Annotated in this window: 16 protein-coding genes, 9 tRNA genes and 2 rRNA genes; 21 read left to right on the top strand and 6 right to left on the bottom strand. The window is 36.7% G+C overall.

The window, feature by feature from the left end; genetic code table 11:
* From ACSG5Z_RS27950 to ACSG5Z_RS27855, 20 genes are all read left to right on the top strand, one after another.
* Window positions 1-97: ribosomal RNA gene (locus ACSG5Z_RS27950) — 23S ribosomal RNA — on the top strand; the annotation flags it as partial.
* Window positions 98-146: 49 nt separating this feature from the next.
* Window positions 147-262 (top strand): 5S ribosomal RNA (rrf, locus tag ACSG5Z_RS27945).
* Between the two features lie 9 nt (window positions 263-271).
* Window positions 272-346, top strand: a tRNA-Asn gene (locus ACSG5Z_RS27940).
* A gap of 4 nt (window positions 347-350) precedes the next feature.
* Window positions 351-423, top strand: a tRNA-Thr gene (locus ACSG5Z_RS27935).
* A 22-nt stretch (window positions 424-445) separates the two neighbouring features.
* Window positions 446-520 (top strand) — tRNA-Glu (locus tag ACSG5Z_RS27930).
* 5 nt (window positions 521-525) lie between these two features.
* Window positions 526-601: transfer RNA gene (locus ACSG5Z_RS27925), tRNA-Val, on the top strand.
* A gap of 17 nt (window positions 602-618) precedes the next feature.
* Window positions 619-702 (top strand) — tRNA-Tyr (locus tag ACSG5Z_RS27920).
* Window positions 703-767: 65 nt separating this feature from the next.
* Window positions 768-842, top strand: a tRNA-Gln gene (locus ACSG5Z_RS27915).
* A 5-nt stretch (window positions 843-847) separates the two neighbouring features.
* A tRNA-Lys gene (locus ACSG5Z_RS27910) sits at window positions 848-923 on the top strand.
* A gap of 5 nt (window positions 924-928) precedes the next feature.
* Window positions 929-1,000 (top strand) — tRNA-Gly (locus ACSG5Z_RS27905).
* A 10-nt stretch (window positions 1,001-1,010) separates the two neighbouring features.
* Window positions 1,011-1,083, top strand: a tRNA-Ala gene (locus ACSG5Z_RS27900).
* A gap of 116 nt (window positions 1,084-1,199) precedes the next feature.
* Complete coding sequence (locus ACSG5Z_RS27895) at window positions 1,200-2,345, top strand: glycerate kinase (protein WP_137011027.1); 1,146 nt, start codon at window positions 1,200-1,202, stop codon at window positions 2,343-2,345.
* A gap of 209 nt (window positions 2,346-2,554) precedes the next feature.
* Window positions 2,555-3,448, top strand: a complete 894-nt coding sequence (gene rocF, locus ACSG5Z_RS27890; RefSeq protein ID WP_087979131.1) for an arginase — start codon at window positions 2,555-2,557, stop codon at window positions 3,446-3,448.
* Between the two features lie 249 nt (window positions 3,449-3,697).
* A complete protein-coding gene (cdaA, locus tag ACSG5Z_RS27885; RefSeq protein WP_088061673.1) occupies window positions 3,698-4,519 on the top strand; it encodes a diadenylate cyclase CdaA in 822 nt (273 codons plus the stop codon).
* Window positions 4,512-6,011: a CdaR family protein gene (locus ACSG5Z_RS27880; protein ID WP_435712647.1), complete on the top strand. Its 1,500-nt coding sequence runs from the start codon at window positions 4,512-4,514 to the stop codon at window positions 6,009-6,011. Before cdaA ends, ACSG5Z_RS27880 begins: the two co-directional genes overlap by 8 nt.
* Window positions 6,004-7,350: a phosphoglucosamine mutase gene (gene glmM / locus ACSG5Z_RS27875; protein ID WP_000521485.1), complete on the top strand. Its 1,347-nt coding sequence runs from the start codon at window positions 6,004-6,006 to the stop codon at window positions 7,348-7,350. The genes ACSG5Z_RS27880 and glmM overlap by 8 nt, the downstream gene beginning before the upstream one ends.
* 286 nt (window positions 7,351-7,636) lie before the next feature.
* Window positions 7,637-7,822 (top strand): hypothetical protein, encoded by a 186-nt coding sequence (locus ACSG5Z_RS27870; protein ID WP_033659100.1) that lies wholly within the window; start codon window positions 7,637-7,639, stop codon window positions 7,820-7,822.
* A 12-nt stretch (window positions 7,823-7,834) separates the two neighbouring features.
* Window positions 7,835-9,637 (top strand): glutamine--fructose-6-phosphate transaminase (isomerizing), encoded by a 1,803-nt coding sequence (glmS, locus tag ACSG5Z_RS27865; RefSeq protein WP_435712646.1) that lies wholly within the window; start codon window positions 7,835-7,837, stop codon window positions 9,635-9,637.
* Between the two features lie 287 nt (window positions 9,638-9,924).
* On the top strand, window positions 9,925-11,889 hold the full coding sequence (locus ACSG5Z_RS27860) for a S9 family peptidase (protein WP_435712645.1): 1,965 nt from the start codon (window positions 9,925-9,927) through the stop codon (window positions 11,887-11,889).
* Between the two features lie 117 nt (window positions 11,890-12,006).
* A complete protein-coding gene (locus ACSG5Z_RS27855) occupies window positions 12,007-12,573 on the top strand; it encodes a DUF4256 domain-containing protein (protein WP_087984975.1) in 567 nt (188 codons plus the stop codon).
* A gap of 71 nt (window positions 12,574-12,644) precedes the next feature.
* Here ACSG5Z_RS27855 and ACSG5Z_RS27850 read toward each other — a convergent pair whose 3' ends face one another.
* From ACSG5Z_RS27850 to ACSG5Z_RS27835, 4 genes are all read right to left on the bottom strand, one after another.
* Complete coding sequence (locus ACSG5Z_RS27850; protein ID WP_087984974.1) at window positions 12,645-13,151, bottom strand: DoxX family membrane protein; 507 nt, start codon at window positions 13,149-13,151, stop codon at window positions 12,645-12,647.
* 245 nt (window positions 13,152-13,396) lie between these two features.
* Window positions 13,397-14,308 carry a sigma factor regulator N-terminal domain-containing protein gene (locus ACSG5Z_RS27845; protein WP_426708122.1) on the bottom strand — a complete coding sequence of 304 codons (912 nt, stop codon included), beginning with the start codon at window positions 14,306-14,308 and terminating at the stop codon, window positions 13,397-13,399.
* Window positions 14,308-14,799, bottom strand: coding sequence for an RNA polymerase sigma factor (locus ACSG5Z_RS27840; RefSeq protein WP_088061685.1), 492 nt, complete (start codon window positions 14,797-14,799; stop codon window positions 14,308-14,310). Before ACSG5Z_RS27840 ends, ACSG5Z_RS27845 begins: the two co-directional genes overlap by 1 nt.
* 140 nt (window positions 14,800-14,939) lie before the next feature.
* Window positions 14,940-16,241, bottom strand: a complete 1,302-nt coding sequence (locus ACSG5Z_RS27835) for a DUF5068 domain-containing protein (RefSeq protein WP_435712644.1) — start codon at window positions 16,239-16,241, stop codon at window positions 14,940-14,942.
* Window positions 16,242-16,702: 461 nt separating this feature from the next.
* On the opposite strand from ACSG5Z_RS27835, the gene ACSG5Z_RS27830 reads away from it, so the two are divergent.
* A complete protein-coding gene (locus ACSG5Z_RS27830) occupies window positions 16,703-17,479 on the top strand; it encodes an SDR family oxidoreductase (RefSeq protein ID WP_435712643.1) in 777 nt (258 codons plus the stop codon).
* Between the two features lie 37 nt (window positions 17,480-17,516).
* Here the strand turns inward: ACSG5Z_RS27830 and ACSG5Z_RS27825 are convergent, their stop codons facing one another.
* Window positions 17,517-18,185 carry a methionine ABC transporter permease gene (locus ACSG5Z_RS27825; protein WP_088061690.1) on the bottom strand — a complete coding sequence of 223 codons (669 nt, stop codon included), beginning with the start codon at window positions 18,183-18,185 and terminating at the stop codon, window positions 17,517-17,519.
* Window positions 18,160-19,200 (bottom strand): methionine ABC transporter ATP-binding protein, encoded by a 1,041-nt coding sequence (locus tag ACSG5Z_RS27820; RefSeq protein ID WP_137011023.1) that lies wholly within the window; start codon window positions 19,198-19,200, stop codon window positions 18,160-18,162. Before ACSG5Z_RS27820 ends, ACSG5Z_RS27825 begins: the two co-directional genes overlap by 26 nt.

The following is a 19,200-nucleotide window of genomic DNA, read 5'->3' as shown; positions in this document are numbered from 1 at the left end:
GTAAGATCCCTGAAAGATGATCAGGTTGATAGGTTCGAGGTGGAAGCATGGTGACATGTGGAGCTGACGAATACTAATAGATCGAGGACTTAACCATATAATATGTAGCAATGTTATCTAGTTTTGAAGGAATATACCTTCAATAGTCTGGTAATGATGGCAGAGAGGTCACACCCGTTCCCATACCGAACACGGAAGTTAAGCTCTCTAGCGCCGATGGTAGTTGGGACCTTGTCCCTGTGAGAGTAGGACGTTGCCAGGCTATTATTATTCCGCAGTAGCTCAGTGGTAGAGCTATCGGCTGTTAACCGATCGGTCGTAGGTTCGAGTCCTACCTGCGGAGCCATTATGCTTCCATAGCTCAGCTGGTAGAGCACTTCCATGGTAAGGAAGAGGTCACCGGTTCAAGCCCGGTTGGAAGCTTGGGAAGAGTTTTAAAATTTTTGGCCCGTTGGTCAAGTGGTTAAGACACCGCCCTTTCACGGCGGTAACACGGGTTCGAATCCCGTACGGGTCACCACTTTTGGAGGATTAGCTCAGCTGGGAGAGCACCTGCCTTACAAGCAGGGGGTCGGCGGTTCGATCCCGTCATCCTCCACCATATATATTTTAAATGTCGGAGGGGTAGCGAAGTGGCTAAACGCGGCGGACTGTAAATCCGCTCCTTCGGGTTCGGCAGTTCGAATCTGCCCCCCTCCACCATTTTTTTAAAAATAACCTGAGAGGGTTTATTTTTTTGAAAAGATAACCATACTAGTAAATATTAATGGGCTATAGCCAAGCGGTAAGGCAACGGACTTTGACTCCGTCATGCGCTGGTTCGAATCCAGCTAGCCCAGCCATTTACGAGCCATTAGCTCAGTTGGTAGAGCATCTGACTTTTAATCAGAGGGTCGAAGGTTCGAATCCTTCATGGCTCACCATTTTCGCGGAAGTAGTTCAGTGGTAGAATACAACCTTGCCAAGGTTGGGGTCGCGGGTTCGAATCCCGTCTTCCGCTTTATTACTAAGGGGCCTTAGCTCAGCTGGGAGAGCGCCTGCCTTGCACGCAGGAGGTCAGCGGTTCGATCCCGCTAGGCTCCATCTAAATAAAAAAGCTTACATCATATGATGTAAGCTTTTTTTGTATTTAAAAAGACAACTTTCATACTTGTCGTTTAAAATGAAGAAAATGTAAAAATAAAGGATGGGGGATAATTGTGAAAGTTGTTATTGCATCTGATTCATATAAAGAAAGCTTAAAAGCTATAAAAGTATGTGAAGCTATTGAAAGAGGATTTGGAGCAATTTTTCCTAAAGCAGAGTACGTAAAAATACCAATTGGAGATGGAGGTGAAGGAACGGTTGATTCACTTGTGGATGCTACAGATGGAAGAATGATACCCCTTCATGTGACAGGACCGCTTAGAGAACGTGTACAAGCCTTTTACGGTATGTCTAAAGATAAAAAGACAGCGTTTATTGAAATGGCAGCAGCATCAGGATTACAACATGTTCCGGTTAAAAAGCGAAACCCACTTATTACAACGACTAAAGGAACAGGAGAACTTATACTACATGCGCTAGACGAAGGAGCTGAGCACATTATTTTAGGACTTGGCGGAAGTGCTACAAATGATGGCGGAGCAGGTATGTTGTCAGCTTTAGGAGTCAGGTTTATAAATGGGAAAGGGGAAGTAATAGAGCCATCTGGAGGAACATTACATTCGATTGTCGCTATTGATTTTTCATGCATGGATTCACGCTTAATGCATATAAAGATAGAAGCAGCATGTGATGTAGATAATCCGTTAGTTGGAATAAGGGGAGCATCTTTCGTATTTGGGAGGCAAAAGGGTGCGAATGCAGAGATGATGAAAGAGCTGGATGAGAATTTAAAGCATTATGCCAATATCCTTAAACAATACTTATCTTGCGACGTATCTGAAATACCTGGCGCAGGAGCCGCAGGAGGAATGGGAGCAGCTGTTATTGCAGTGTTAAAGGGAAGCTTGCGGAGAGGAATTGAAATTGTATTAGACTATACAAATTTTAATAAGCATATAGAAGGTGCAGATTTAATTATAACTGGCGAAGGGAGAATAGATGAACAAACAGCATATGGAAAGGCCCCTGTAGGTGTTGCGGAGCGTGCAAAGCATTTTCGTATTCCTGTCATTGCTATTGGAGGATCTGTATCTTCGAATTATTCAGCTGTTCATGAAAAAGGAATCGATGCAGTATTTAGTATTACAGCGAGTCCTATGACATTAGAAGAGGCATATAAAGTAGCGGAAGAGAATATCGAAATGACAGCAAAGAATATTGCCGCAGTATGGAAAATAGCATCAGAAAAACACTTCTAAATGTAGGAGTGTTTTTTATTATTATTTAATAATAATGATGGTAGTTGTTTCATTAAGTTAACTTTATACATAGAATAGTCTTGAAATTAGGTTTTTAAAGCGAATATAAGTGAATAATTTGTATATCCATACAGAAAAATGTCGAGTTGAGTCAGACTATATAAAAGATTTAAAATATTTAGTGAAGGCATAAAAGGGGGATACTATCTATGAAAAAAGAAATCTCAGTTATTGGAGTTCCAATGGATTTAGGACAGATGCGTCGCGGGGTAGATATGGGGCCGAGTGCAATCCGTTATGCAGGCGTAATTGAAAGAATTGAAGAAATTGGATATGACGTTAAAGATATAGGAGATATATGTATAGAGAGAGAAAAAGAAGTAGATGTAAATACAAACTTAAGAAACCTTACACAAGTTGCAACTGTATGTAACGAATTAGCAAGTAAGGTGGATCATATTATAGAAGAGGGACGTTTTCCACTTGTATTAGGTGGTGACCATAGTATCGCAATTGGTACATTAGCTGGTGTTGCGAAACATTATAAAAATTTAGGTGTTATTTGGTACGATGCACATGGTGACTTAAATACAGAAGAAACTTCACCATCTGGAAATATTCATGGCATGTCACTTGCAGCAAGTTTAGGGTATGGACATCAAACGCTTGTAGATTTATACGGGGCATATCCAAAGGTGAAAAAAGAGAATGTTGTAATTATCGGTGCACGTGCATTAGATGAAGGAGAAAAAGACTTTATTCGCGAGGAAGGTATTAAAGTATTCTCGATGCACGAGATTGATCGTATGGGTATGACGGCTGTTATGGAAGAAACAATCGCTTATTTATCTCATACTGATGGTGTACATTTATCATTAGATTTAGATGGTCTTGATCCTCATGATGCACCAGGAGTTGGAACGCCTGTAATTGGTGGCCTATCTTATCGTGAAAGCCATTTAGCAATGGAAATGTTAGCGGAAGCTGATATTGTCACATCTGCTGAGTTTGTTGAAGTAAATACCATTTTAGATGAGCGAAACAGAACGGCAACAACGGCAGTTGCTTTAATGGGTTCTTTATTCGGTGAAAAACTAAAATAAATGTAAGAAAAGCAACTGAGAAGTTGCTTTTTTTATTTGAAAATAAGCGTATAATAATGATTTATATTATACTGTACGATAATAATGTTTGACATCTTGCCAATTTAGACTAAAGGGGGGTTGTTTGTAATTGTCGTTTGTTTCATGTATGGTATAATTAACTAGTTGTTGGAAATACATACAGATAGAGCATAAAACAATATTTCAATATATGGATAGAATTGCTCGTAAGTAGGAGGAAGGGTTAGCATGCCTTTTGAAGATACGACCATTTTGAAATATCTTAGTACGGTATTAGATATTGCCGTTGTATGGTTTATTATATATAAGCTAATTCTCATAATCCGAGGGACGAAAGCTGTTCAACTTTTAAAAGGGATTACAGTTATTATTGTCGTTCGGATGATCAGTATTTTCCTTGAATTGCATACGCTTTATTGGCTAACTGAGCAGGTATTAACGTGGGGATTTTTAGCCGTTATTATTATTTTCCAGCCAGAATTGCGAAGAGCACTTGAGCAGCTAGGACGCGGGAGTTTATTTTCGCGTGTTGGAACTCATGAGGATGATGAACCTGAAATCGTTGCAACAGCGATAGCGAAAGCAACGGAATATATGGGGAAACGTAGAATTGGTGCATTAATTACTTTGTCAAAAGAGACCGGTATGGGTGATTATGTGGAAACGGGTATTCCGCTAAATGCATACGTATCATCGGAATTACTTATTAATATTTTCATTCCTAATACACCTCTTCACGATGGAGCGGTCATTATGCAAGGAAGTACCATTAAAGCAGCAGCATGTTATCTTCCGTTATCGGAAAGTCCTTTTATCTCTAAGGAACTAGGAACTAGGCATCGCGCTGCAATGGGAGTTAGTGAAGTTACTGATAGTATTACAGTAGTTGTGTCGGAAGAAACTGGCCAAATTTCTTTAACGAAAAATGGTAAGTTGCATCGTGATTTGAAGACAGAACAACTGAAAGATATGTTGTTAGCTGAATTTAGTGCGAACGAAAAAACGACTTCTTCGTCTTTATGGAATTGGAGGAGAAAGCGTCATGGATAAGTTAATGGAGAATCATTGGTTTCTAAAAGGGATCTCATTACTATTGGCGTGTATGCTTTTTATGTCAGCGACTTTAACTGAAAAAAATACGACATCGGGGATAATACCTTTCGGAAATGATGCGAAAGAAACCTTAACTAATTATGCCATTAACCTTAAGTATGATGAAGAGAAATATATTGTAAGTGGTATTCCGTCAGAGGGCGTTAAGGTGAAGTTAGAGGGCCCAAAAGCAGCAGTTGCTACAGCAAAAGCGAAAAAACAATTTGATATACCAGTTGATTTGAGAGATAGCGAAAAAGGAACTTATGAAGTTTCTTTGAAAACGAACGGGCTTCCAGATGATGTGAAAGGAACAGTTCAGCCATCAACAATTAAAATTACTCTACATGAAAAAGCGAGAAAATACGTCCATGTAGACTTAAAATTATCAAATGAGGATCAAATGCCAGCGGGTTCTACTCTCGAAAAATCAAACATTAAACCTGATACTGTTGAGGTAGTTGGGACGAAAGAAGAAATTGAAAGTATTTCATCTGCTAAGGCGTATATTGATTTAAAAGGTGTTAATAAAACTGTTACAAAAACAGCCGAAGTTACATTATACAATAGAGAAGGAAAACGTTTAAATGTAAGAACGAGTCCATCTAAAATTAGTGTAACATTGAATGTGGCGACGCAAGCTACGGCCAATAATACTGAAAAAACTGTTCCTGTAACGTATACGAAAAAGGGGAGTTTACCAGAAGGGTTGGCCGTTACAAATATTAGCATTGAGCCGAGAGAAGTAACGATAGCAGGTCCAAAAGATATCTTGGATAATATACAATCGATAGAGGGGGTCGAAGTAGATCTTAGTCAATTGACAGAGTCTACAACATTCGATACCTCTGTTTTATTGCCAAAGGGTGTAACAAGTGCAAAACCGAATCAAGTGAAGGTTTCGGTAGGAGTGCAAAAAACAAAACAAACGAAAACAAGAACGATTGATGGTATATCAATTCAAAAAAATGGACTTTCTAAAGATGTTACGGCCCAGCTACTTTCGCCGCAAGATGGGAAGATAAGCGTTGATATTTCAGGAGAAACAAGTATAGTAGATAAAATAACAGCTGCTCAAATAACAGCAGCCATTAATCTGCAAAATGTATCTCCGGGGACGAAGGATGTTTCTATTCAAGTGAGCGGTCCTGGTAATATTTCCATAGAGCCAAAGCAAAAAAGTGCTAAAGTCACAATTGTGAAGAAAGAAAATCCAGACAAAGAAGTACAGGGTAACGGTGAAAAACCAGATTCAAATAATAACCAAGATAATCAAACTGAAAAACCAAAAAATCCTGAACCTGAACCTAAGCCTGACACGGAACAGGAACAAAATAAAGAAAAAGAAAAAGAAAAAGAAACTAGTCAAGAGCCAACAAAAGAAACTAGTCAAGAGCCAACAGTAGATAATCAAAAAGAGCCAGAAAAAGGAGCGAATCATAATGGGTAAATATTTTGGTACAGATGGAGTACGCGGGGTTGCGAACCAGGAGTTAACACCTGAATTAGCGTTCAAAATTGGACGTTTTGGTGGTTATGTATTAACAAAAGATACAGATCGTCCAAAAGTAATTATCGGCCGTGATACACGTATATCAGGACATATGTTAGAAGGAGCTTTAGTAGCAGGTCTATTATCAACTGGAGCAGAAGTAATGCGCCTTGGCGTTATTTCTACACCAGGTGTTGCTTATTTAACAAAAGCGTTAGATGCACAAGCAGGTGTTATGATTTCTGCATCTCATAATCCAGTACAGGATAACGGAATCAAATTCTTCGGTTCAGACGGTTTTAAATTAACAGATGAGCAAGAAGCAGAAATCGAAGCTTTATTAGACAAAGAAGTTGATGAACTACCACGTCCAACAGGTACGAACCTTGGACAAGTGAGTGATTATTTTGAAGGCGGACAAAAATATTTACAATATATTAAACAAACTGTAGAGGAAGATTTCTCTGGTTTACATATCGCTTTAGATTGTGCGCATGGTGCTACGTCTTCTTTAGCTCCATACTTATTCGCGGATTTAGAGGCTGATATTTCAACAATGGGAACTTCACCAAACGGCATGAACATTAACGATGGAGTAGGTTCTACGCATCCAGAAGTATTAGCTAAATTAGTAAAAGATAAAGGCGCTGATATTGGTCTTGCCTTTGATGGTGATGGTGACCGTTTAATCGCTGTAGATGAAAAAGGAAACATCGTTGATGGCGATCAAATTATGTTTATTTGTGCGAAGTACATGAAAGAAACTGGTCAACTAAAGCATAATACAGTCGTTTCAACTGTTATGAGTAACTTAGGTTTCTACAAAGCACTTGAAGCTAACAATATCACAAGTGATAAAACAGCAGTTGGTGACCGTTACGTAATGGAAGAGATGAAGCGTGGTGGTTACAACTTAGGTGGAGAACAATCGGGTCATATTATCTTACTTGATTACATTACAACTGGTGATGGAATGTTAAGTGCACTTCAACTGGTAAACATCATGAAAATGACGAAAAAACCATTATCTGAGCTTGCAGGTGAGATGACAAAATTCCCACAATTACTAGTAAACGTTCGTGTAACAGATAAAAAACTAGCATTAGAAAATGAAAAAATTAAAGAAATTATTCGTGTTGTAGAGGAAGAAATGAACGGTGATGGCCGCATTCTTGTTCGTCCATCTGGAACAGAGCCACTTATTCGTGTAATGGCAGAAGCACCAACACAAGAAGTGTGTGACGCATATGTACATCGCATTGTAGAAGTTGTGAAAGCGGAAGTTGGCGCTGAATAATTCGATAAATTTATTGAAAAGGAGCACAAAAAGTGCTCCTTTTTCATATGTTTTATAGACGATGAAAAAAATTTCATTGACGGTTTATCCATGTTTGTTATAAGATGGTCTTGTTCTTTTTCTCAAAGGAAATATTGTAAATTATAGAAGCGCCAGAACTACAAGTAGTGTAGTTGACGAGGTGGAGTTTATCGAGATTTCGGCGGATGACTCCCGGTTGTTCATCACAACCGCAAGCTTTTACTTAAATCATTAAGGTGACTTAGTGGACAAAGGTGAAAGTGTGATGAGAGAAAAGGAACGGATGAAAACTAGCTGTATAAGTATATACGGACTTAAACCCAATCGAGAGGAAGGTGAAAGCCGTTACAAGCTTACAGGGCTAGCAATATGTAATCCGTTTTTTAGTATAAATAAAAATGGTATCGGACTATGTCGTTACATGTTCGCAGAGCAATGTAAGCATTTGTAACGGCGACTAAACATGTGTGGAATCGTAGGATTTATTGGAGAGCAAGATGCAAAGGAAATTTTATTAAAAGGTTTAGAAAAGCTAGAATATCGTGGATATGATTCAGCAGGTATTGCAGTACAAACAGGTAACGGTGTTGTTGTATACAAAGAAAAAGGTCGTATTGCAAAACTTCGCGAAATCGTAGATGAGAACGTAGCAGCAAGCGTGGGGATCGGTCACACACGCTGGGCTACACATGGTGTTCCAAGCAAAGTAAACGCGCATCCGCATCAAAGTACATCAAAACGCTTTACACTAGTTCATAACGGTGTAATTGAAAACTATGAATTAGTGAAAAAAGAATATTTACAAGATGTAACGTTCGTAAGTGAAACTGATACAGAGATTATCGTACAGCTTATGGAACAACAAGTGGGCACAGGACTAAGTGTAGAAGAAGCGTTCCGTAATACGCTATCTCTTTTACATGGCTCTTATGCAATCGGATTACTTGATGCTGAAAATCCAAACATGATTTATGTTGCTAAAAACAAAAGCCCGCTATTAGTAGGTGTTGGTGACAACTTTAATGTTGTGGCGAGCGACGCTATGGCGATGTTACAAGTTACAGATCAATTTATTGAATTGATGGATAAAGAAATCGTAATTGTAACGAAAGAAAGCATTACAATTAAAAACTTACAAGGTGAAACGATTGAACGTGCACCGTTTACAGCGGAATTAGACGCAAGTGATATTGAAAAAGGAACATACCCTCATTTCATGCTTAAAGAAATCGATGAGCAACCACTTGTAATCCGTAATATAATTCAAAAGTATCAAGATGAAAAAGGCGAGATTGAATTAGATCAAGACATTCGCAATGCGATTTTAGATAGCGATCGTATTTACATTATTGCATGTGGAACAAGTTATCATGCAGGTCTTGTTGGAAAACAATTTATTGAGAAGTTTGCAAAAATGCCAGTTGAAGTGCACGTAGCAAGTGAATTCTCTTATAACATGCCATTATTAACAGAAAGACCATTCTTCATTTACATTTCACAAAGTGGTGAAACAGCTGATAGCCGTGCAGTACTTGTACAAACGAATGAAATGGGTCATAAAGCATTAACGATTACAAACGTACCTGGTTCTACACTTTCTCGTGAAGCTGATTATACACTTCCGTTATACGCGGGACCAGAAATCGCAGTTGCATCAACGAAAGCTTACACAGCACAGCTTGCGGTACTTTCAATTTTAGCTGCGGACATTGCTAAAGCGAAAGGCGAAGTTCTTGATTTTGATTTAACACACGAATTAGGACTTGTAGCAAATGCGATGATAGAACTTTGTGATCAAAAAGAAGAAATGGACGCATTAGCAAAACAATTTTTAGCAACAACTCGTAACTGTTTCTTCATCGGACGTAGCGTAGATTTCTACGTAGGATTAGAAGGTGCGTTAAAGCTAAAAGAAATCTCTTACATCCAAGCAGAAGGATTTGCTGGAGGAGAATTAAAACACGGTACAATCGCCTTAATTGAAAATGGTACACCAGTTATCGCACTTGCTACACAAGAGCACGTAAACCTTGGAATTCGTGGTAACGTGAAAGAAGTAGTAGCACGCGGAGCAAACCCATGTATCATCTCAATGAAAGGCTTAGAAATGGAAGGTGACAGCTTCGTATTACCAGCTGTACACGAAGCATTAGCACCGCTAGTAGCAGTTATTCCATTCCAACTTATTTCATACTATGCAGCACTTCACCGCGAGTGTGACGTTGATAAGCCACGTAACTTAGCTAAGTCTGTTACTGTTGAGTAGGAGATTGGTAGGTTAATAAATATAGTTGTGGATTTGAAATAAATTTACGAATTTGTACCCCTTTAGATAGTTTATCTAAAGGGGTATTTTTGTGCCGAAAAAGAACATCTAAAATTGCTAAGTGGATAGCACCCTACTAATGAAAGTTTTACTTTATCGGATTTGGAATAAAACTACTTTTGTTTATCTGAATTTTCCGTTATTATTTTAAGTATTCGTGAACAATTTTCTTTATTATGACGAGATGCGACGATAGATTCATGGACATTATAAGGGGGACTTATTATATGAAAGTGAATGAAAAAACATATTTAAGTATAGAAGAGATTATTTCATTACCGGTCTTATCAAGTGCAAACATAAGTGATGATGGCGAAAACGTAGCATTTGTTAAGAAGAGCGCTAACTGGGAAGACAATACGTATAGAAATCATGTATGGATATATGAAGCGGATAAAGGGCAGAGTTACCCACTAACAAATGGGGATATAGATAGTATACATCCATTATGGTCTCCAGATTCCAAGAGCATTGCATACCTTAGCCCAAGCGGTGAGGGGGCTAATACAAATCAGATCTTTGTTAAATCAATAGAAGGTGGTAGTGAGATTCAAATTACGGATGAGAAGGAAGGAGTTAATACATTCAAATGGGAGCCTACTGGTAAAGGTTTTTATTATATTGCACAGTCAAAAGAATGTGAGGAAATAAAGAAACGTAAGGGACTATATGGAGATTTTCACCATGTAGGTAAGGAACATCGGAATAATTGTTTATACTACGTTGAAATAGAAAAAGTGATACAAAATGATAAACAGGAACGGAAAGTTAGCGGTATTTATCAACTAACGAATGGTAAGGATTTTTATATACATAACTTTGATATTTCAAATGATGGGAAAAAGGTTGTATGTATGGCTACACCAAGCTTAAACGATTATATGAATGGTGATATATATATATTAGATGTTAGAGCTGGGGAACTACAAAAGATGAATATAGATAAGTTGTTAGGAGCGAGCGTCTGCTTTTCTCCTGAGGAAGATAAAATATGTTACGCAGCAAGCATAAGAGAGAAGGATTACTATAGAAATCATATACAAGATAATACATTAGAGATATATGATATGAATACTGGAGAGGTAATTCAACCTTTAACAAATTTTGATAGTACGGTTATGCCATTACAGTGGACAGCTAAAGGGATTTTAATTAGATGGCAGGATAAAACGAATTATCGTATTGGATTGCTATGTGAGGATGGCACTGTGGAAATGTTAAGCGAAAAAGTAGATGGCTTTATAATGGATGCCTCTATAACAAGGGATGGCAATCATATAACCTATAATAAGGCTATAACAAATGAAACCTTTGAAATCTATTTGGATGATAAGAAAGTAACAAATGAAAATAGCTTTTTCGAAGGAAGGCTTAAAAGTAACAGAGAAATCATCTCATGGAAAAGTAGTGATGGACTGGAAATAGAAGGAGTTTTATCAACCCCAGTAGAGTTTGACGCAAATAAAAAATATCCCTTATTAGTAGTAATCCATGGTGGTCCGAATTGGGCGTCCTTTCCGATATTTTCAGACTGTTTTAATGAGAAATATCCGATTGAACAGTTTATCGAAAAAGGCTTTATCGTTTTAGAGCCAAACTATAGAGGAAGTTCTGGTTATGGTAATGAATTTTTAAAAGCAAACTATAGAAAACAAGGACTTGCTGGTTATGATGATGTTATATCTGGAGTGGATGCACTAGTTGAAAAAGGGATTGTAGATAAAGAGAGAGTAGGGGTTATGGGATGGAGTAACGGAGGATATATATCAGCTTTCTGTTCTACATGTAGCAGTAGATTTAAAGCTATTTCAGTTGGGGGCGGCATTACGAACTGGAGTACCCATTATGTAAATACAGATATCCCTTACTTTATTAGCATGTATTTAGGAAATACTCCATGGAATGATCCAGAGGTATATAAGAAAACATCACCAATGACATATATTAAATCAGCCTGTACGCCTACCTTAATTCAACATGGGGAAAAGGATGTAAGAATTCCAATTACAAATGCATATGAGCTATATGAAGGGTTAAGAGATATGGAAGTTGATACGGAGTTAATTATATTTAAAGGAATGGCATATAGTTCGAATCAGCCAGGAATGAATGTGGCTATTATGAAGCAGAACTTGATGTGGTTTTCACACTATATTCTTGGAGAAAGCATGAAAGATTTTCGTACTATATAATGGATATCCGCACAGGGATTTTTCGTTGTGCAATTGTATCAGATTGTTGTAAACTGTATGCAAACCATTATTGAGAAGATTTAAATGATTATAGGGAACGGAATTCGGAGGACTAATATGACAGAGAATAAAAATGAGTTATCTGTAGAACAACGTGAAGAACTATTAAAAGTATTACAAGCTCGTTTTGAGAAAAACATGAACCGCCATGAAGGTCTTGAATGGGCTAAAGTTGAAGAGAAGCTAGCTACTAATAATGAAAAATTATGGTCAATTTATGAAATGGAAGTAACTGGCGGTGAGCCGGATGTTGTTGGTTATAATGAAGAGAAGGACGAGTATACTTTCTATGATTGTTCAAAGGAGAGTCCTAAAGGTCGCAGAAGTCTTTGTTATGATCTTGAAGCGTTAGAGGCAAGAAAAAAGCATAAACCAGAAAATAACGTTATTGATGTAGCAACTGCTATGGGCATTGAATTATTAACGGAAGAACAATATCGAGATTTGCAACAACTTGGCGATTTCGATATGAAATCATCAAGCTGGGTACAAACGCCTTCAGATATTCGAGAACTCGGTGGTGCTCTATTTTGCGATTATCGCTTCGGACACGTTTTTGTGTACCACAATGGAGCAGATTCCTACTATGCTGCTAGAGGATTTCGTGGTTCGTTAAGAGTTTAAATTTGGAGTAAGTAGAAAAGAGCCTATACTTAGGCTCTTTTTTTTATTTATATTTTAAAAGTAAACGGTTACTACGCAGTTTTACTTAATTTATATGTTTCATGGTTGTTTTTACGAAAAAGTTTAGGAAAAACATAGCCATCTAATCCAATACGTCCAGCGTTATGACCTGCAACTAAAATGAACATAGTTAAAATAAGCAGATTTGGGTTTACACTAACAGTTCCACTTAGTAAAAATGAAAGATTCATTATAATTCCAAAGAATGCAGCAGTTTTTGTTAATCCGCCTAAAATTAAACCTAGACCTACTAAAATTTCTCCCCATTGAACTAAAAAGCTAAATAGGTCTGCGTTTGGAAGAACAAAGTGTTGAAGGAAATCTGCCCACCAACTTTGTACGGCAGGGTGATCACCTGATGCCTGAGCAATAGCGCCCTTTAGAAAACCACTTGCATCAAAAGATTGTCCGAAAACTTTACCTATCCCAGCAGTGAGCCATGCATATCCTATGTAAAATCTTAAAAATAATAATATGAAAGCAGCACGTTTATCAGTTCTTAAAAAATTGATAACCATTGAAATCCCTCCAATATTTTATTTACATGTTTATTATATATCCATTGTGAAAATATTCACAATGGATAAAGTGTGAACAAAAATTATGATTTTTCATTTGTACATAAAGTATTTGTAAATGAATTGTTTGGAGGGTGAACAATTCATGAAGGGAGCTCTTCACTAAAATATGTAGCTCCCATAGTAAACAGATTCATGTATGTTCTTTTAACTGGCTATTATTAGTTTATCTTGTCTTTTCCTTATTATTTCTCCGGTTTTATATAAGGAACAACTTGTGCAGTAACCCCTACAGAAGCACCGCGAATAAAGTCTTGGTTTTCTAATGCCTTAAAGTTTTCTGTTTTTCCTGTTAGCATAACCCCTAAGATTTTCACTTGATCGAATGGTTTGTCCTTGTTTGATTTTAAAAACTTCTGGATATCTTCGTCATGTCCATCGTCATCGTATTGGTTAAGTGAATCAACGAACTCTTTGTACGCTTCTTCAGGGGACTTGTTTGGATTAAATCCGTAAATTGGCATACCAGCGGGTCCTTTACTTTCATCTCCAATTGGTGAGGTCATGTATAACCATACAATGTTTAAGTTGTCTGGAATCTTCTCTTTAATTTCTTGTAGTGTGTAGGGCTGGTTGAAAGAGATAGCAACTTCAGCAACATAGTTGTTCATTTGTGAAACTTCCCCTAATTCATTTTGGACACCATCAAAATATTCCGTAATAGCGGGATTATAAAATGTTGCAAATTTTTTCTTTGTTTGTTTATCGTACTCATAGAACTCTTTATTAGACCAATAAAAACCAGGCGTTAATTCATTGGAATCGATATTGATGCGGATCCAACCATAGGAGCTTGTTAATGTATTCCATGGGACTACGTAACCATTAATATTTTTAGAACGATTTGATATAATATTGCCGCCAAACATGGATGAATTACTCGTTACTTGAGAGTTAATTTGTACATTCGGTTCTGCAATTGCGTTATGTAAAAAGAGTCGTTCGTGAAGCTTCGTAGAGCTTTTTGCTGCGAAGTAATTGCCAACTTTATAAAGTATAGGGATAAGTATGATTACAACGATCATAGAGGTAATGATACTTTTAAATAAATGTTTCCTTTTAGCTTTTTTTAATGCATCTTTTAAAGAAGTATCCATTAAGATTTTCCTCCTATTTTTGAGTGAACTGCTTTACGTGCACGATGTAACTTTTGTTTGACGCTGTTTACTTGAATATCTAGTATTAGGGCGATTTCCTCATATGAAAAGTTGTAGTAGTACTTTAAAAAGAAAGCTTCTTTATATTCTAGTTTTATATCTTTTAATAGATAGAAAATCTCATCTTTATTTAAAACAGCGTCTAATTCTCGGTCTGTATATTGTAATTTTGAATAAATCTCTTCAGTTAAATAAATGTTTTGTTGCTCTTTTTTCCTTTTCAAGTCAATGTATTCGTTTAATGCGACTCTGAAAAACCATGGACGTATGTTACTCTCGGTTAGATTATCTAGCAATGTGTATACTTTATAGAAGGTATTTTGGATGATGTCTTCTGCATCTTCTTTTATAGCCCCTTTCGCTAATAGTAGTTTGAACACTTCCTCCCCTAAATTGATAAGATAGGAGGTCAATATATTTTCTTTTCCCATCACTTTTCCTCCCTACACTTATACAACGGATAGGTAATGATAAATGTATACACTTAAATTAAAATTTTGTTCTTTATACAAATAAAAAAGGCATATAACAATCATATGTTATATGCCTTTTCTAATATATACTTAGTAATTTATTTAGGTAATGTAAATTTAACTTTTTTACCTTGTGAAATATCTTTAGCTTCTTTATTTCTCATAGGTCCTAACTCAATCTCAAAGCTTTTGTCTTTCCAAATCTTTTCATACTGCTCTTGATCTAAAATATATACTTGTAGTAACTCTCCAGATGTTCCTGTTTTGACTGAAGCATTATAGTCGTAATTTAATAGCATACCTTCATTAATCGTATATTGTGTACCATCATTCACTCTTAATGTAGAGCTTATAGGAGATAGTGAAACGTCTTGAGCATCTTTGTTATCAAGCTTGAATTTTACTGTTAACAGAACAAGACCGTTTTTAAAATTTGCAAAGCGTGGAGCTTCGACGGAATTTGGTGTGAATTGAGTGAATTGGTATCCATCTAATGTAACATTAACAGCGCCTAATTCTTGGCTGTTATTAATACTTGATTTCTCTTTTAACATTTTTTTATCGCCCATGTTATTAGCTGTAGCTTTATCTTGGTAGAAAGTGTTATCTGTTGCAACCTTTTCAGCACCTTGTTTGTTTAAACTTAATGAAAAGCTTCCAGGACTTCCGATTGGAGCATTAAATTTTCCTTTATTAGCTTGTGCAGTTGGGACTGTGACTGAGACTGTTGAGAGACTTGAGATTTTCGCTAGATCATCTTTTCCGAATGGATACGCTATATAACCAGAAATAGTTTCCCCTGCTTTTACTAAGTAATCATTCGTTGGAGCAAGCTTAGTTGGTAGCTGATCTTCTTTTGGAATTAAATCTTTATAGTTACTATACGCTTTCTGCGCACCAGTAAATGACATGTCCAATGCTGGCATATAATAAATATCTTTAGCTGAACTATTTTTTACGCTGTAGTTCACAAGAATAACTCCGCCCTCTGTTTGACGATTAAACGGAATGTCGAAGTTTGTATGGAATCCATTTAATTCAACTAATGTGTAACCGTTCATTGATACTGAAACATCTTCAGCTTTATACACTTGTGGTTCCTTATTTTCAAAAAGAACTTTTGTTTTACCACCTGTTTCTTTTTCCATATAGGAAATCAGCTTAGAGTAATCGCTTGAGCTAGTAGCTGTATTTTCAGGCTTTTTATCTTCAGTTTTTTTATCTTCGGATTTTTTTTCTTCAGGTTTATTTTCTTTCGTTGTATCCGTTTTTTCTGTTTTGCTTTCTTTTGTTGTATTTTCTTTTTGTTCTTTATTTGTCGTATCGCTTTGACCACAGCCAGTTATTACAAACGCTGCTACGATTACTGTAGAAAATAAAGAAAGTAATTTTTTTGACATGTTTCTTCCCCCTATTTGTTTAAAACTAGTTGAGTCTGTATAATCAGACCGTTTACAACTCTCACATTAGCCCCACATTTTATTATAAAAAATGTAGCCAGTATTTACCAGTGTTTTTCTAATTATTTTAATTATTTAGTTATTGTAATATATTAAAATTAGTGGAAGATCGCCATGGAATATCGATTTTTATTTTTTTTATCATTTGAAATATTACATCATATTGGTATGATAGAAATAGAGATATATGGAAAGGGGACAAGGACTTAATATGTGGATGAGCTTGTAATGATTAGAAACTAGATAGATAAATTTTTCTCTCATAAGTGAGGGTTTATTTAGTTATCTGTAAATCATTCAAGGACTGCATATTTGGCTTGTACATCCCTTTTGTAAGGATAATGTGTAGGGAAATTCATATCTCTTATATAAAGTATGCGTCCTTTAAATTGGAGGAGTATATGATGAATCAATTAAAAAATAAAATAGCAGTTGTTACAGGTGTAAGTCGTCTAGATGGTATAGGCGCAGCGATTTGTAAAGAATTAGCTGGAGCAGGATATGATATATTTTTTACGTATTGGACAGCGTACGATAAAGAAATGCCTTGGGGCGTTGATCAAAGTGAACAAACACAATTAAAAGAAGAGTTACTAAAAAACGGTGTGAAAGTATCGAGTATGGAGTTAGATTTAGCTCAGAATGATGCATCGAAAGAGCTTATAAATAAAGTTACTGAACAACTAGGCTACCCTCATATATTAATTAATAATGCAGCGTATTCTACAAATAATGACTTCTCTAATTTGACTGCTGAAGAATTAGATAAGCACTACATGGTAAATGTTCGTGCAACTACATTGTTAAGTAGTCAATTTGCCCGAGGATTTGATAAGAAATCTGGTGGTAGAATTGTGAATATGACGTCGGGACAATTTCAAGGGCCTATGGTTGGAGAGCTAGCGTATGCAACAACGAAGGGAGCTATTGATGCCCTTACGAGTTCGTTGTCAGCTGAAGTCGCCCACCTAGGTATAACAGTGAATGCAATTAATCCAGGTCCAACTAGTACAGGCTGGATGACTGAAGAGATAAAGCAAGGATTAAAGCCGATGTTTCCTTTTGGTAGAATTGGTGAGCCGAGGGACGCAGCAAGACTCATTAAGTTTTTAGTAAGTGAAGAAGCAGAATGGATTACTGGACAAGTTATTCATTCTGAAGGTGGATTTAAAAGGTAAAAAGAAGGTATCTCACCCTAGTGAGATACCTTCTTTTTTAATCTTTCTTCAATCTTCGTGCAACACCATTTCCTAAAGACTGCAACCCTTGAACGAGGATAATTAAAATAAAGACTGTTGCATACATTACTTCAGGTTCGTAGCGTAAGTGCCCGAATCGATATGCTAAATCACCAAGACCGCCAGCACCTACAAGTCCAGCCATTGCTGTTGCGCCAATTAAGCCGATTGTTGCGATTGTTAACCCAAGTACAAGGGAGGGACGAGCTTCTTTCACCATAACGTGCCAAATGATTTTTATAGTAGAAACGCCCATCGCTTGATAAGCTTCAATAACACCACGATCCACTTCTAATAAAGCTGTCTCCATTAATCGTGCAATATAAGGGGCCGTGAATACGACAAGTGGTACGATGACACCTTGCACACCAATGGATGTTCCCATTAGAAACTTTGTAAAAGGTAAAATAAAGAATAGTAGAATGATAAATGGAAGAGAGCGAATAACGTTAATAATTGTATTAAGAATTGGATAAATGATTTTATTTTCGTGCTGTCCACCAGGTCTCGTTAAAACAAGTGTAACGCCAAGTGGTAATGCAATAAGGATAGAGATGAATAGTGAAATAGATGTCATTTGAAATGTTTGAATGGTTGCTTCCCATATGACTTTACCCCATTCATCCAAAAAGGATTTGTTTCCCATAGTCTGTTCTACCTCCTTCTACGATGATCCCTTGCTCTTGTAAAAATGATAAAGCACGGTCTATTTCAGTTTTTTCACCTTGCATATGAATAATCAGTTTCCCATATGCTTCATGTTTTAGCTGTGTAATATTACCGGATAAAATATTCGGATACACTTGAAAGCGCTTTGTAGCGATAGCTAACGCTGGTTCGCCAGAAGAGTTCCCTATAAATGAAAGTGTTACGATTTCACCGGTTCTTTGTAGCTCTTTCTGTACGTCTTCAGGAATCTTCGCTGCAAATGCACTATTTACGAATTTTTTCGTTGTTGCATGTTGTGGGTTTGTGAATATATCCTTCACAGTCCCGCTTTCAACTACTGCTCCATGTTCCATAACAGCAACTCGGTCACATATACGCTGGATAACATTCATTTCATGTGTAATTAATAAAATTGTGATCCCGATTTCTTCATTAATCTTTAATAATAGGTCGAGAATAGATTCAGTTGTTTCTGGATCCAAAGCACTCGTTGCTTCGTCGCTTAATAACACTTCCGGTTCATGTGATAGTGCACGTGCAATGGCAACACGTTGCTTCTGGCCGCCAGAAAGTTCGCTCGGATATGCATCTTTTCGGTTAAAAAGATCGACAATACGTAAATACTTTTCTACCCTTTTTTCAATTTCATTTTTGGGAAGACCAGATAGACGTAACGGTAATGCGATATTTTCATAAACTGTCACAGTTTTAAGTAAGTTGAATCCTTGAAAAATCATTCCGATTTTTTGTCTCGATTTTGCTAGTTCTTTTGCTGATAAAGTTGTTAAGTTTTGGCCGTTTACAATGATATTTCCTGTCGTTGGTTTTTCTAATAAATTTACACATCGAATTAATGTACTTTTACCAGCGCCACTATATCCAATGATTCCAAATACTTCGCCCTTTTTTACTTGAAGGGAAGTAGGTTTAAGAGCTTCTACATTCCCTTTTTTTGTTGTAAATACTTTGGATACATTTTTTAATTCAATCAT

It is taken from the genome of Bacillus pretiosus, from assembly GCF_051294775.1.
In the GTDB taxonomy this organism is placed as follows: domain Bacteria; phylum Bacillota; class Bacilli; order Bacillales; family Bacillaceae_G; genus Bacillus_A; species Bacillus_A wiedmannii.
The sequence above is the reverse complement of the archived record's forward strand: the minus strand, read 5'-3'. Positions and strand labels throughout refer to the sequence as shown.

Bases quoted from the DNA above. Each gene is read 5' to 3' on its own strand.
- glmS (WP_435712646.1), top strand. From the start codon at position 7,835: ATGTGTGGAATCGTAGGATTTATTGGAGAGCAAGATGCAAAGGAAATT.
- ACSG5Z_RS27880 (WP_435712647.1), top strand. From the start codon at position 4,512: ATGGATAAGTTAATGGAGAATCATTGGTTTCTAAAAGGGATCTCATTA.
- ACSG5Z_RS27845 (WP_426708122.1), bottom strand. From the start codon at position 14,308: ATGGATACTTCTTTAAAAGATGCATTAAAAAAAGCTAAAAGGAAACAT.
- ACSG5Z_RS27860 (WP_435712645.1), top strand. From the start codon at position 9,925: ATGAAAGTGAATGAAAAAACATATTTAAGTATAGAAGAGATTATTTCA.
- ACSG5Z_RS27870 (WP_033659100.1), top strand. From the start codon at position 7,637: ATGAGAGAAAAGGAACGGATGAAAACTAGCTGTATAAGTATATACGGA.
- ACSG5Z_RS27830 (WP_435712643.1), top strand. From the start codon at position 16,703: ATGATGAATCAATTAAAAAATAAAATAGCAGTTGTTACAGGTGTAAGT.
- ACSG5Z_RS27840 (WP_088061685.1), bottom strand. From the start codon at position 14,799: ATGGGAAAAGAAAATATATTGACCTCCTATCTTATCAATTTAGGGGAG.
- ACSG5Z_RS27820 (WP_137011023.1), bottom strand. From the start codon at position 19,200: ATGATTGAATTAAAAAATGTATCCAAAGTATTTACAACAAAAAAAGGG.
- ACSG5Z_RS27835 (WP_435712644.1), bottom strand. From the start codon at position 16,241: ATGTCAAAAAAATTACTTTCTTTATTTTCTACAGTAATCGTAGCAGCG.
- ACSG5Z_RS27850 (WP_087984974.1), bottom strand. From the start codon at position 13,151: ATGGTTATCAATTTTTTAAGAACTGATAAACGTGCTGCTTTCATATTA.
- ACSG5Z_RS27825 (WP_088061690.1), bottom strand. From the start codon at position 18,185: ATGGGAAACAAATCCTTTTTGGATGAATGGGGTAAAGTCATATGGGAA.
- glmM (WP_000521485.1), top strand. From the start codon at position 6,004: ATGGGTAAATATTTTGGTACAGATGGAGTACGCGGGGTTGCGAACCAG.
- ACSG5Z_RS27855 (WP_087984975.1), top strand. From the start codon at position 12,007: ATGACAGAGAATAAAAATGAGTTATCTGTAGAACAACGTGAAGAACTA.
- cdaA (WP_088061673.1), top strand. From the start codon at position 3,698: ATGCCTTTTGAAGATACGACCATTTTGAAATATCTTAGTACGGTATTA.
- rocF (WP_087979131.1), top strand. From the start codon at position 2,555: ATGAAAAAAGAAATCTCAGTTATTGGAGTTCCAATGGATTTAGGACAG.